Source organism: Streptomyces sp. NPDC104371 (assembly GCF_055583785.1).
On record NZ_JBVJNF010000001.1, the window covers coordinates 813,346 to 826,909 of the forward strand.

Here is a 13,564-nt window from a genome sequence, read left to right on the forward strand (position 1 = left end):
GACTACAGAGCGTGGGATCGCCGATTAGCCAAACCGACGATCCCGCGCATCATTGATAGTCCACCGCCACGCCCTGCCCATACGTCGATAGGCATCGCCCGACGACGACCACAGACCAGCCGCGAAACGCGCACGGCCAAGAGGGCCAGCAATCGATCACGCCGCGTAGCTCACCCGGAAACAGATCCTGCGCCCGCTCCACGTCGCTCGGCGTACGGAGCTGCATCTCCAGATCCCCCGTCCCGTGGTGACCGAGACCGGACACGTCCCGGCGGAGAGAAAGACGACAGCACACTCATTCGGGATCACGAGACCGCCACCTTGAGAAGGGAGTGCTCAGGCAGTCAGGGTTGCGTCGAGGTATTCCTGCACCGGCTCGAACAACCCGTACGGCACGTACTGCGGGATCTCGCCATGGGTGATCCAAGCGAGTTCGGCCAACTCGTCGGTGTCGGCTAGGTGGGCGGTGCCGCCCATCACCTCGCAGGCCGTGTACGACATCAGCCGGCCAGTCTTCGGATGGACCCGCTCGCCGAGCAGCTCCATGGCGGCCACGTCCAGGCCGGTCTCCTCCCGGGTCTCCCGTACGGCAGCGTCTTCACGCGCCTCGCCGGGCTCGACCTCACCAGCCGGGAACTGCCAGGAGAGCTGCCCCTCGCTGACCCGGCGGCGGACCATGAGCACGCGCCGCTCGTGGACGACGATGGCCGCGGCGATGCCTGGCCGTTCCTCCGCGTTCTGCTGCGTCACGTCGACCCCTCCAAGACAGCTAAAATTGGTGGAAAGATCGTATCGACAGGGATGAAGCGGGGCACCGACTTTCTCGGGACCCACATGACGTCAATGTTCTCGATGGCGTCGCTGTTGGTGGCCTCGCCCGTCAGATACTCGCAGAGGAAGTACTCGCAAGATACTCGCAGAGGAAGTACTCGCACAGCACGCCGGTCACGGGATGAAGCCGATTGCCGAGGTGTTGGCGGACCCCGTACCTCAATGGATAGAGACGCCCGTCCCCACCGGTTCATCGCGGCTGACCTGTACGCATTTCTGTCTGTCGGCGAACAGCCGGTTCATCGCAGCGAAGCGCTGCGAGCTGTGCGGCGGACCTGACCCGCTGTAGACCCACTGCCCCCTGTGTCTCTCAGTGTGCCCCGTTTCCGCAGTTCAGCCCCGATTGTCAGACCCTCCCCGTAACGTTGTGAGCCCTACTCGTGGCGGCTGCGGGGAGCACCAATGGACGACGACCTTCAGATCGACAGGGACGAAGACCTCTTCCGTAACCCCGTCTACTACGAACCGGCCGGCCGCAACCTCGACCTGGACCGCCCCGACCTCGGCGTTCCGCACGGCCAAGACCTCCTGAACGTGCTCCTGCGCATGCGAGGACGTGTCCCAATCGAAAAGCGCGGGCTCATCTGCCCCGACTGCCGGGACCTCCGCGGCCGGCGCGTCCTCATGTACCTAGTCCAGCGTGACGGCGTATGGCTTGCCTCCCACTACCGGAAACCCGGGAGAAGCCCATCAGCCACGAGTCCGACGAGCACCTCGCCCGCAAGCTGTCTGGGCGCTCAGCTGAGGCTCGTAGCCCAGGCGGCGGTATTCAGTCGGTCTGGGACTTCGCCGACCCCGACCACGCCGGCATCGGCACCGTCCCTTACGTCCGCACGCCCAACCTGCCGGCCTCCGTCATCCGCGTGCAGAAGAACCCCATCGCGGTCCAGGACGGCAACTTCGTCCTGGAGGAAGGCCAGTGCAGCCAAAACGGCGCGCTCACCCGGTGCCCGGAGAAGCCCTACGACCCGGAGAACCCCACCGACGCCGGGTACTGCGGGGGCTGGCACCGCGTCCTCGTGCCCGCCCATCAGTCGAGCACCTTCACTGGGGAAGGCGGCCTGACTCTCACCCGGTTCATCGTGGAAGCTGCGGCCGGTGAGCGGATCCCGTTCCAGCGGGGCGGCCACCATGGTTGGCTCCCCGCACAACAGTGGCAGCAGTACCTCGACAGGGGGACCGGCGCGACAGGTGCACCGAGGACCGTCCGGCTTCGGACGTGCGGGCTGAACTGAAACAGAGACGTGGCAGCCGCGCGATCGTCCTTGAGTCCCGCCCCCGGGAAGTCGAGGACGCCAGGGTTCCGGTCGACGCGTCGGGTCAAGCGATCCCGCTCTGCCGCTTCGGCTGCGGGCAGCCCGCAAGCCTTTCAGGACCTGAAGGGCTGCCCGAGCACTTCTCGTGCCGCAGGAAGCATGAGGCGTGATCCATCGGCCACCGATGACCGCCCTCGCTGCGTCACCTTGTGCCAGAGCGCCCTACCCGGTTCGGGTGGGGAGTGTCGTGTTTCCGCCCGACATGTCAGTCCCCGGTGCCACAGTGGACGCAGCACACCCAGCACCCTTCCCGAGGAGCCGGCCGTGGTCCAGAGCACCACCTTCCGCACCAGCACCAAGCAGGACACCCTCGCCGACCACGTTGTGGAGTTCCTCAGCCGGGTCTCCCGCACACTCCGGAACTTGGCCGACTCGGCTGACCACGCGGCGAAGATGGTGCGGAAAGCGGACGCTGCACGGCGAAGCTGAACCGGCACACCCAGGTAGGCCAGCAGCCGTGCTCTCCGTGGCTAGCTAGGCCCCGGTCGAAGGCGTGGCAGGCGGCCGTCAGCTGCCCGGGGCAACGGAACCCCGACCAGAGCCTGCCCAGCCGAGCAGCGATCCGGCCCTGGTTCAGCCCGGAGTAGAGGGCACGTCCACGCCGGTGCTCGGGGCGAGGACCAGCTCCACGAGCGTGCGGACCGGACCCGGGTATCGCCGCGCGAAAGCAGGCAGGAGTACAACTCGGTCCGAAATGCCGTCACCGCTGCGAACGCGTCCCGTTGACCCCGTGCTCAACCCGTTCCACGATCTGGCCTCCACACGCTGCGCCGACCTCTCCTCGCAGGATCAGGCCCCGGCCTCACAGACACGCCGTGAACAGGGGAAACCTAAACAAATTCGAGCCCGTGCGACGACGGACCAAAACGTCAAGCTCAGCTCCGAGCAGCGCTCCACACGGTGGTCCTCGCGCCCCCCGATGTCAGTGCGGCGGGATACCGTCCTCATCACGCTGAGGTGAGGGGAGAACCATGGCGAGGAACGCCCGGGCCGAGCAGCTGCGGGAGTACGGCCGGTCCGTGCTGGAGGGGGCCCGGTCGGAGCAAGTCCTGCGCATGGCACGCCAGGTGAACGCCGTGTCGTACACGAGCGCGCGGGAGTACGCCGGCCGCTCGCTCTTCGAGTTGCTGCAGAACGGCTACGACGCGCATCCGAGGGACCGCCGCGACGGACGGGTCCACGTCCTGCTGGACGAGGCGGAGGGCGAGTGGGGGACGTTGTACGTCGCCAACGGCGGGACGCCCTTCACCTGGCGGGACGTCGAGCGGGTCTGCGAGCTCGCGCAGAGCTCGAAGGAGGTCGGTGAGGGCATCGGGAACAAGGGCGTCGGGTTCCGCAGCATCTTGCTGATCAGCGAAACACCCGAGATCTACAGCGCAGACCCCGACAGCCCGCTCGGCCCGGAATTGGACGGGTACTGCTTCCGCTTCGCGCAGAAGGTCGACGTGGAGGAGTTCCTCGCCGGTGAGGACAACGCCCACGAGGTGGCCGCCAAGTATCCACCGCTCCAGGCGCCCCTGCCGCTGGACGATGTGCCCGCGACCTGTCGGCAGCTCGCCGCCCAGGGGTACGTAACCATCGTCCGGCTGCCCTTGCTGAGCGAGGCCGCCCGAGCCGAGGTCCGGCTGCGGATCGGCGAGTTCGCGGAGGCGAAGGTGCCCGTGATGTTGTTCCTCGACCGGCTCGCTGGCCTGACGCTGGAACGGCGGGCCGTCGGTGGCGAGGCAGGCGAGTTGGACGACTGCCACGAGGCGCTCGAGCGGCACGAACTGACCCGCTCCGAGGAGCGCTTCGCGGTTGCGCAAGAGGGCACCGGGCACGGATTCCCCGTCTCCTGCGCAACCGTGGACCTGGGGCCGTCCGGCACTTTTCTCGTAGTACGGGGCACCGTGGAGAAGGAACGGCTGAACAGCACCCTCGCCGAGGCCGTGGGTTCCGGGCTCCTCGACGACACGTGGCAGGAGTGGAAGCGGTCCGCCGTCGTCGAGGTCGCACTCCCGCTGCCCGCCCCGCGCCGACCTCGACGCGGGCAGATCTACACATTCCTGCCGATGGGTGAGGACCAGGCCGCGCCGTTCCCGGGACACGTGAACGCCCCGTTCTTCACCAAGTTCGACCGAACCGGGCTTCCCCCCGACAACCCCCTCAACCTGCTGCTGCTCGACGCGGTCGCCGAGACCTGTCTGGTGGCCGCCGCGGTACTGCGTACCGTGCCCGAGCTGTCCATGCGGCAGCTGGCCGTGGACCTGGTGAGCTGGGAGAGTGAGAAGGGCTCGGCGGGGCGGCTCCGCGCGGCGGCTCTGCGCGTGCACGGGAGCGAACTCGCCGACGTACCGCTCGTGCCCGTCCTCGCCACGGACGGCGCCCTGCCGGAGACGAGCTGGGCCGCGCCCCGGGGCGCGGCCCTGTGGCCGGACCTCGACCTGACCGTTCTCACGGCACACCGCGCGCACGAGGCCGGGATCGTGGTGGCTGATCCCGAGATCGGTGGCGACCGGCTGAAACGGCTGGCCACCCTGTGCAAGGCCCTCGCGTGCCCGTGGGAGCCGGGCCCGGAGATCCTCGCCGAGTACGTGGAACGGATCGTCGGGGGCCTTCCCCTACCCCGGCACGGTGAGTCCCCCGAGCAGTGGAGCGCGCTCTACGAGGATCTGGCTGCCCTCTTCGAGGACGACGGGCACGTCCTGCACGGCAGGCAGTTGCTGCTCGCGGAGGACTGCAGACTGCGGCACACCAACCGTCCCCTCGGCAGGGCGGGTACGGGCACAAGTACACGTACACAGGGCAAGCCGAGCGGTCAGGGTGTCCGCCGTGAGGCGTTCTTCCAGCCGGTGCGGACGGAGGCGAACCAGACCGAGGCCCCGTCCGTCCCTGCCCTGCTCGGCAAGCGGTTGTTCTCCCTGCACCCGGGGCTGGTATGGAAGGACCGCGGCGAGCGTACGCGCGGGCGGTCCGCCCGCGCCTTCCTCGAGCAGGAGGGGCTCGTCCGGCCGTACGACGCGAGGGGCTTGCTGGACCACGTACGGCAGGCACTCAGCGCGAGCACAGATCGCCGACTGCGGCTCCAGACCCTTCGGTTCGTCTTCCGGCTGTGGCAGCCGCGGCGTTCGCTGGTCGGGACGGAGATCTCCTCGCTCGGACTGTACGTACCGTCGACGGACGGCCGGCTGATCAGGGCGAGCGACGCCCTCTTCGGCCGGGGCTGGGGCCGCGCGTCCGTCGGTGAGGACCTAGCAGCGGTGGTCGCCGCCGGGCAGGACGTGTCGAAGAGCCTCAAGGCGATCGCTGGACGCCTCCTTGCCGCGCCCGAGGAGTTTGCCAAGCGGGGCGAGACCGAGGAGTGGCGGGCGTTCCTGCTGGAGGCCGGGGTGGCCGACGGGCTGGTCCCGGTCAGGTCCTCCGACGCCTTGAGCCGGGTAGAGCAAGGTCGGGGGCTCAGCGCTCGGCAGCTGGTGCGCATGGCGAGGGTGTCTGCCGAGGTGCAGGAGCAGTGGGAGCCGTACGTCTACTGGCCCGGTGTCTACTACCCCCGGACGCCGTACCGGGGAACGCCCGCCTGGCGGCTCCCCGGCCAAGACGTCGTCGGACGCCTCGGGCAGGAGGCCCGGCTGGCGTACGCAAGGCTTGTCCTGCATGGCCTGGCCAGCTGGGAGGACGCGAGGTTCGCCAGCGTCTGGAGCAGTGCTGGCAGCCAGAGTTCCCCGGACAGGGAACGGGTCCCGACCCCGCTCGGCGCCTTCGTCCGGGAGCAGCCGTGGCTCCCGGTGCGGGACCGCGACCGGGCCGTCCGGTTCGTCCGGCCGGCCGACGCCTGGCACTGCCCGCCCGGGCTGGAGGAGGAGCCCTCGTACGCGCCGACCGTCGACCATCGGCTGCGCCACCTTCTGGAACGCGGGAAGGCGGGCGACCGCCTGCGGGAAATGCGGCTGCCGACGTGGGACGACCCGCGGGACAGCGCCCGCCTCATCGCCGCGCTGGGACGGCTTGCGGCGGAGGGCGCGCTGGGCGCCGAGGACCGGCCCGCCGCGCAGCGCGCCAACGAACGCGCCTGGAGGCACCTCGTACGGCGTCCCCGTCCCGCACTGCCCGAGGGCTCCAGTCTGCTCGCTGAGTCCGGGGACCGGCTGATCAGCGTACCGCTGTCCGCCCTGGACGGCGGGGAGAGCGATGGCGATGGTGATGCCGGGACCGTGCTCTACGTCAGCGGGGAACGCGACAGTCTGACGCCCCTGCTGATACGGGAGATGGCGCGCCCCCTACTCACCCTTCCTGGTGTCTCGGCGGAGGCCGCCGAGCTGCTGGCGGCCGAACACTCCACCACCGTCCGGCACACCGACGACCTGACGTTTACCGTGACCGTGGACGGCACACGGGTTAACCCCGCGGCCATGGGAGAACCGCTGGTCCAGCAACTGCCCTGGCTCACGCTGGCCGTGAGCGTCCTCTCTGACCACCTGGCGCGCGGCCCCCGGGCGAGCGAGGCCGAGCTGAGCGAGCTGACGTCCCTGGTCCGGAGCGTACGTCTGCACCGCTACCGCTCCTGGAACATCGAGCTCGACGGCCGACCCGTGACGTTGCCGGGCCGCCTCGGCGGAGTGCTGCCACTGCCCGATCCGAAGCATCCGCTCGTCCTCGCCCCGGCAGGCGAGCCGGGCTGGCCCGAGACCACCCGCATCGTGATGGCGGTCGCCGAGCTGCTGGGACGGCGGGAGTTCGGCGACCGGCTGCGCCTCGCCGCCCACCAGCTTGCTTCCCGCCACGCCGACCTGCGCGACCCGGGCCAGGAGGAGCTCGCCGACGCCCTGGAAGTCACAGTCCACCAGGTCGAGGAGACAAGCCAGCGGATCGACGGGGCCATCGGCGTGGTCCTGGAGCGCTGCCGGCCCTTCCTCGTCCACCTGCTCGGCACGGAGGCGGCGAACTCGCTGTTCCTTCCACCGCCGGGCGACACTCGGGAGTTTCAGGCTCACATCGAGGAGTACGCCGCCGAGCTCCCGGTCCCCGTATCCGAGTTCATCGCCAGAGCCCGCGCGGCCCACGGTACGGACGAACTGCGGCGCGACCTGGGCATCGGATTCGCCGAGCTGAACGACACCCTGCGCGCGATGAGCCCACCCCTGGAACCGATCAGCCACGCCGCCGAGCATGAGGAAGCGCTCCGCACTTACCTGGACCTGCGCAGGAAGGAGCTCGTCGACCGGCTGCGCTGGGCGGTGCTGGAGGACTTCGACGCGCGCCGTCCGATGCCCGACTGGCCCTCGGTCCGGGCCCTGGACTGGATCAACACGCCGGAAGCCTGGGAGTACACCATGGACACGGCCGACACGGGGAGCCTGGAGGCCCACGTGGAGGAGCAGCTGGCGCTGCGCCTGGGCCACCCGGTGCCGTTGCCCCGGTCGGGCGAACGCCTGCCCGCCCCCGACCAGGTACGCGGCGCGAACCTCCGTACGATCACCGGCCTGGCCGTCGACCTCGCGGTCCTGGTCAGGGCGGCCGGACACCCGTTGCCCGCGGCCCTGAAGGCAGCCGAGCCCGCCGAGGAGGTCACCGCGCGGCTGGAGGCCGTGGGCGCGCTCGACTTCCGGCCCCTGTCCCCCACCGACGTCGTCGGCTGGCTGGCGGCTCTCGGCCAGTGGCCCGACGGGATGGCGCTGGCGACGAAACCCGAGCGGCACGGGCTGTCCGGGGCCGACCTGGACCGGGTGCGCAACGCAGCGGAACACGAGCGCCGCGAACGGGAGCGCAAACGGCGGTCGATCTCCGTCGGCGGCCGCGACTTCGACGTCCACTCAGGCGACTTCACCGCCCTCACCGGCGAACTTGACCGGGTCCTGCAGAGCGGCTCGGCGCCAGGCATCACCGCCCCCGGGCCGCTCCGCTTCACGGACCCCCGTCCCCAGACCGAGCGCACTCAGGCCACCAGTCGTACGCGCGGGCGGCGGTACGGGGGCGGCACGGACAGCGGGCTGACCACGGCCCAGCGGGAGGCCATCGGGTACGTGGGCGAGTGGTACGCGTACCAGTGGCTGTGTGCGTGCTACCCGGACCGCATGGACGAAACCTGCTGGGTGTCGAGCAACCGCCGCAAGGCCTTCCCCGGCCCGTCCGGCGACGATGGCCTCGGCTTCGACTTCCGGGTCGGTTCCGGCAGTCAGCCCTACCTGTACGAGGTGAAGGCGACCGGGGGCGAAGGCGGCCGCTTCGAGCTGGGAGAGAGTGAGGTCCGCGCGGCCCGCCAGCACGCGGGCAACGACCGCTGGCGCCTCCTGGTGGTCACACACGCCCTCACCCCTCACAAGATGGCCATCCAGATGCTCCCCAACCCCTACGGAAAGCGCGGCCGGGGCCGCTACCGCGAGGAGGGCGGGGCACTGCGCTTCTCGTACCTGCTGTGACCTTGACGTTCAACTCCAGCGCGAGATGAGTCGGGGTTGAACGTCAAATTCAACGAGCTCGTGCACGGTTGGTGGCGAGACGTTGGCCGGGGGTGGGGAACTCGACGCGGATCACGGGCCTAGGCATCACGAGCCGCTCCTCCATGTCTCTGAGCGCGGCGACGATGAGATGAGGAGAAGTAGGCCGCACGGGAACCGGAACCACCGAGGCGTCGCCCGCCGGGCTTCCGGCTCCGCGAGTCGGGGTGTGATCCCTCTGCGAGGTATAGCTTCCGCCCACTTACCCGAAGGCATACCTTCTGGATGCGTTTGCCGGGAGGTTCCAGTCCGTGCCACTTCGAATAATCGATGACCTTTCGCCACTCGGCGAACTGATCGTCATCGGCGACACGGAACCGCCCCTTTGGTAAGAAGCCGTTCGACCAATTCGGTCGCCTTGGCTCGTCGCGCACGAGCGACGGGCCGTTCGGCGTAGGGCACGGACTTACGCCTGCGTCCAGCATGTCCGCCGGATGCCGCCTGGTCGCCCCCTTCAGCCGGCGTCAACCCCTCACGAAGGTAGTAGAGGCCGTCCTCGGTGACCCCCACGAGCGCTTCCTTGCCGCTCCGACTGACCCCTACAACGCTCGATCATGCAAGGCATAAGCCGGCCGCCAATCCCCCGGCGCCCAGGCTGCGGAATGCTCACCAGCGGCTGCGAGCCGTTCGAGCAGTGGACCAGCCAACGCCGTGACCTGCGGGGAGTCACTCTTTCGGCTCTGTACCGGCCATGTGAGTGCGCTGTGGGTGTGATCGTGGATCGACGGTCTGGCCCGAATGAACGGCAACGCGCCGAACGGATCCCCGGGCGCCGCTGGACACGAGAGCTCGCGCCGGCCGACACGACAGGATCGGCCCCGCGCTCGTTCGGCGGTCTAGCGAGGCTTTGATGGCTTGGTCTTAAGCGGGGTCGTCAGGGGCCGATGTGCACGAACGCGCCCCACTGCTCCTCGCATCCGGGGTGTTCCGCGCGGACGTGGTGGAGGGCCGCGTGCAGGGCGACGGCGGTGCTGTCGGCGACAGCAGCGGACTGGCGGGGATCGAAACGATCGTAGAACGCCCTGGCCACGTCGAGCGCGATGTCGTCGGCCAGCGACCACTGGGCCGCGACAACATGCCGGTAACCGGCGAGCTGGAAAGCCGAAGCCACGTGCAGAGCCTCGTCGGTCACGTCCCCGCTGCCCCGCGCGGTCTCGCACGCGCCCAGGTAGGCGAACCCGGCGTCTTCAAGCCACAGCTGGGAGATGTCGGCCAGCGTCAACCGCCCATCGACGGCCTGGATGTACGCGGTGCCCGGGCTGGCCGGATCACTCTTGGCGTGGCAGGCGAAGTGAACCCACGGTGCGCTTCGGAGGGCTTCGCGGATGTTCTCCCGTGTCGCCGTGACGACGTCGAGCACCTTGCTGTGCGGAATCGCTGCCCGCACCATCCGGGCCTCGGCGTCCGCCTCGGCCAGGAAGTCCCCACGCGCAGTGAACGGTTGGGAGATCACGACCCCCGGCGACGGCCACCGGCTTTCCGTGAGCGGCCTGGACCGGGCGTGCCGCAGCGCTCGTATGGTCGTCGCATAGGAGGAGACGACGCGGTCGATGACGTTGTCCCCGCTGCCGTCGTGCCGACCGGCCATATGCAGCGGCAACAGGGCCAGAGGGCCGGTCGGATACCACCACAGACGGCGCTCACACAGGTCTGCGGGAACGGGGGCGTCGAACCCGAGCGCCGACAGGACCGGTTCCGCCACTGCCTCCCACAGCCAGGTGAACACGGCCCTCATGTCCCGGGCCGCGGGTTCGCCCGGAATGCCGGTGAACGTCTCCATGGCGCGGATGAACGTGGCGACCCACCCGGCCGGCCCGCTGACCCCGGCCAGCGAAACCTTCGGCAGCGCCACGGAGAAGACGCGGTCGGCCTGGAGAACGACGGCGCCCGCGCCGTGCCGGCTGACGTTGAGCAGGACGATCGGACCGTCGTCGGCGACATCGCGCAGTTCCGCCTCGTCGGGAGGCCGCAGGAACCGCTCCAGACCGTGCCCGCGGCCGCGGATCTCGGTCAGCAGCGCACCCCAGTCCCGGCTGAGCGCCGCCCGCTCCGCGCGCTCCGCGGCAGCCGACAGGGCGGTGCCGGATCTGCCGCTCGTCCCCAGGGCGCCCCGTGCCGACCCCAGGGCCTGGAAGCGGGGAACGAGATCGGGTGCCACGGCTTCCAGCAGCGACAGATCGCTGCGGGAGTCGAGCGCCTGACCCATCAGTATGGCCCGCCCCTGCTCGGCCAGCCGCAGGGCCCGCACCGGGTCCCCGGCACGGATCGCGGCGGCCACGGCGTCGCGCACGAGGCCGTCGTGCCCGGCCGCCGTCGGCAATTGCTTCTCGTCAGGGCGGCGCAGACGCCGTACGGACTGCTCGGCGAAGAGACCGACCGCGTATGTGTATCCCTCCGCCGCATCCGCCCAGCTGCCGGCCGCCGCCGCGACGCTCCCCCACGCATGGGCGCACATCAGCCGGTCGTCGGTCGTGGCCGAGGACAGCGCGGCACCGGAACGGAACTGGGCCAGGGCCTCGGCGTCGGAGCGGGCGTGGGGGAGGCGCTGTGCAACGGGTGCGGTCCGGGCCTGAGTCCCCGCGGCCGGGCGGAGGCGGCTGTCCGCGTCCTGCTGCGGTCCAGTCGTCCGGGCCGTGGCCAGAGCTCTGCCCAGGCGGAACCGCGCCGCGGCGCCGTGCGGGCCGTCGGCGGCCGCGGCGACGGCCTGCCAGCCGGCTCTGATCGACTCGTCGAGGTCCACGGACCAGCCGGTCTTGAGGTACCGCTCGTGGAGCACCGCACACAGGTCCACCGCGCACCGTTGCGCGTAGAGGTGATCCGGCCTCAGCAGCCGTCGGGCATGGATCAGTTTGCCCCTCGCCTCGTCGAGTGCCTCCGCGGTGTCGACGAGCAGCAGCGCCGCGCCGAGCGAGCAGGCTGCGAGCACTCGCTCCGGGCTATCCAGCGACGGCTCGCGCACGGCCTCCCGGCCGGCCTCGACCGCCTCGCCGAGGTCGAGCGGATCCTCAGTGCGCTGGTACTGCAGGAGCAGCACGAGGCACAGGACCAGTGATCTGCGTCCCCGCTCCCGGCCCGGCGGTGCGACGGACACGGCCTGACGCGCGAAGTCGACCGACTCCACGAGTGCGCCGGGATCGACGCTGTTCGCGTAGTGCGTGCCCAGTTTCTCGATCAGCTCCCAGGGATCCAGCAGGTGCAAGGACTCGTCGGAGTAGCCGTCCGGGCCGCTGGCCGCGACGGCCTCGCGTCCGGCGGCGAGAGAGGCTTCCAGATGCGCCGGGTCTTCGGACAGCTCGTATCGGAGCCGGTTGGCGAGCGCTAGCCCGCTGAGGATTTCGGCACGCGCGGGATGACCAGGCGGCGCGTGGTCGAGGGCCGAGGCGAAGTACCGCTGGGCCTGTTGGAGCAGCGGTGCCTCCCCGCGCCGCCGGTACGCGGTCAGATGCAGCGCCGCGATGGTGCGCACATTCTCCGCGTACGTCTCGTCGGTCTCCGCGGGCAGGGTTCGGAGGCAGAACGCGACGGCCGCGTCGAGGGCCGGCGCGGAATCCGTCTCCTGCACCAGAAGGGAAGCGCAGCGGATCGCCGCCGCACGGTTCTCCTTCTTCCAGCCCGGGTCGGTATGCAAGTCGTACGCCTTACGGTGGGCCGCGGCCGCCTCGGCCAGCAGAGCCGGGTTCCGTGTACGGTGGAACGCCCAATGAGCGGTCTGCGCCCGGTTGGCCGTATACGTCACGTGCCGCTGCACCTGAGGGTCGTCGGCACTGAGCCTGACCGCTGTCCGCGCGTGCCGCAGCGCGGTGGCCGGGTCGTCGGCCTCTCCCCTGCCGTACTCGTAGCGCAGCATCAGGGCCACGCTGAGGTGCGACAGCACGGCAGCCCGGAAGACAGGGTCGTCGACCGTTACCTGCCACTCCAGCTCCGTGAAGACGGCCACGGCACCGAGGGCCGCCACCCGAGTGTCCTTCGCCTGCGCAGCGCTGAGCAGCCGCAGCCCCACCTCGTGCCGGGCCTTAAGGTCGCTCGCGGGCGAACAAGGACCGTCCACGGGCAGACCGAACTCCGCGCGCAGAGCGGGAGACATGAAGTCGGCCGTTGCCTCGACCATCTTGCGTGCGGTGGCCCGTTCGTCGCGGGCCTGCTCTGGCGTACCCGCCTCGCGGGCGCGGTACTCGAACAGCTCGACGAAGGCGCGTAACGCCTCGCCGTCGTACGTGCCCGTGATGTGATACTCGGCGAGTGCCTCGCCGAGCGCTCCGACACCGTCCCTGAGGGCGTCGACATCGGTGACCTGCGCCGCCTCCCCGCGCTGCCGGTACGCCGCCAGCCGTCTCCACAGTGCCTCCAGCGACCGCACGGGCACCTCAGACCCCATACTCCGCGGCCTCGTCCGCGATACTGCGCCACCGCTGTTCGGCACGGTCGTAGTGGAGCGGCCCGCGTCTGAACCGGCTCAGATCCAGCTCCTGGAGCCCCGCGTACGCGGCGTCCGGCAGGTCCGGCTCCAGCAGGATCTGGATGCCGGTGACCGTGTCCTGGAGCACCAGGGGTCTCGGCGTACCGCGTGGCGGGTCGGGCGGAGCGGCGCCGCGACGTCTGGCGGTGAGTGAGCCGAGCGCCTGGCGCAGACCTGCCCAGGCATCCTCACCGGCCTTGGCGCCGACGGTGCTGAGCACAGTCTGCAGGGGAAGCAACGCCAGAACGACCCAGGTAGCGGTGTCCGGCCCGCGCAGGGCGGGGGCGGAAAGCAGCCGTACAGAGACGCCCAGTTCGGCCATGGCCCGCGACAACAGCTCCCGGTCGCTTCCCATGACCTCGTTACGGATGAACAACTCGCCATACGGCACTACTGCTTCAGTCACGCTTCCCCCCCCCGGCTCGGACCTCGACCGACGGCGTCCGCGACAGCTCCGTGGCCCGAATGTAGCGAGAGGATAAGCCGGT

General features: G+C 70.1%; 6 protein-coding genes and 1 pseudogene. 3 read left to right on the forward strand and 4 right to left on the reverse strand.

Translation table 11 applies throughout. The features are described from left to right. Window positions 1–336: 336 nt before the first annotated feature. Together ACZ60T_RS03810 and ACZ60T_RS03815 are read right to left on the reverse strand one after the other, a co-directional pair. Window positions 337–750 carry an NUDIX hydrolase gene (locus tag ACZ60T_RS03810; protein ID WP_469664140.1) on the reverse strand — a complete coding sequence of 138 codons (414 nt, stop codon included), beginning with the start codon at window positions 748–750 and terminating at the stop codon, window positions 337–339. Next, window positions 747–982: pseudogene (locus ACZ60T_RS03815) on the reverse strand (hypothetical protein); the annotation flags it as partial. The pseudogene ACZ60T_RS03815 and the gene ACZ60T_RS03810, both read right to left, overlap by 4 nt. Window positions 983–1,481: 499 nt before the next feature. Between ACZ60T_RS03815 and ACZ60T_RS03820 the strand changes: the two are divergent. The 3 genes from ACZ60T_RS03820 to ACZ60T_RS03830 all read left to right on the forward strand — a co-directional run bounded on the left by ACZ60T_RS03820 (window position 1,482) and on the right by ACZ60T_RS03830 (window position 8,542). Next, the gene (locus ACZ60T_RS03820) at window positions 1,482–2,066 is read left to right on the forward strand and encodes a hypothetical protein (protein ID WP_469664142.1); all 585 of its coding nucleotides are present in this window, start codon (window positions 1,482–1,484) and stop codon (window positions 2,064–2,066) included. 345 nt (window positions 2,067–2,411) lie between these two features. Continuing rightward, window positions 2,412–2,576 carry a hypothetical protein gene (locus tag ACZ60T_RS03825; protein ID WP_469664144.1) on the forward strand — a complete coding sequence of 55 codons (165 nt, stop codon included), beginning with the start codon at window positions 2,412–2,414 and terminating at the stop codon, window positions 2,574–2,576. 542 nt (window positions 2,577–3,118) lie between these two features. Continuing rightward, complete coding sequence (locus ACZ60T_RS03830) at window positions 3,119–8,542, forward strand: sacsin N-terminal ATP-binding-like domain-containing protein (protein WP_469664146.1); 5,424 nt, start codon at window positions 3,119–3,121, stop codon at window positions 8,540–8,542. Window positions 8,543–9,494: 952 nt separating this feature from the next. Here the strand turns inward: ACZ60T_RS03830 and ACZ60T_RS03835 are convergent. Both ACZ60T_RS03835 and ACZ60T_RS03840 read right to left on the reverse strand, forming a co-directional pair. Continuing rightward, the gene (locus ACZ60T_RS03835; protein ID WP_469664148.1) at window positions 9,495–12,983 is read right to left on the reverse strand and encodes a CHAT domain-containing protein; all 3,489 of its coding nucleotides are present in this window, start codon (window positions 12,981–12,983) and stop codon (window positions 9,495–9,497) included. A 1-nt stretch (window position 12,984) separates the two neighbouring features. Continuing rightward, complete coding sequence (locus tag ACZ60T_RS03840) at window positions 12,985–13,482, reverse strand: hypothetical protein (protein WP_469664150.1); 498 nt, start codon at window positions 13,480–13,482, stop codon at window positions 12,985–12,987. Window positions 13,483–13,564: the final 82 nt, after the last annotated feature.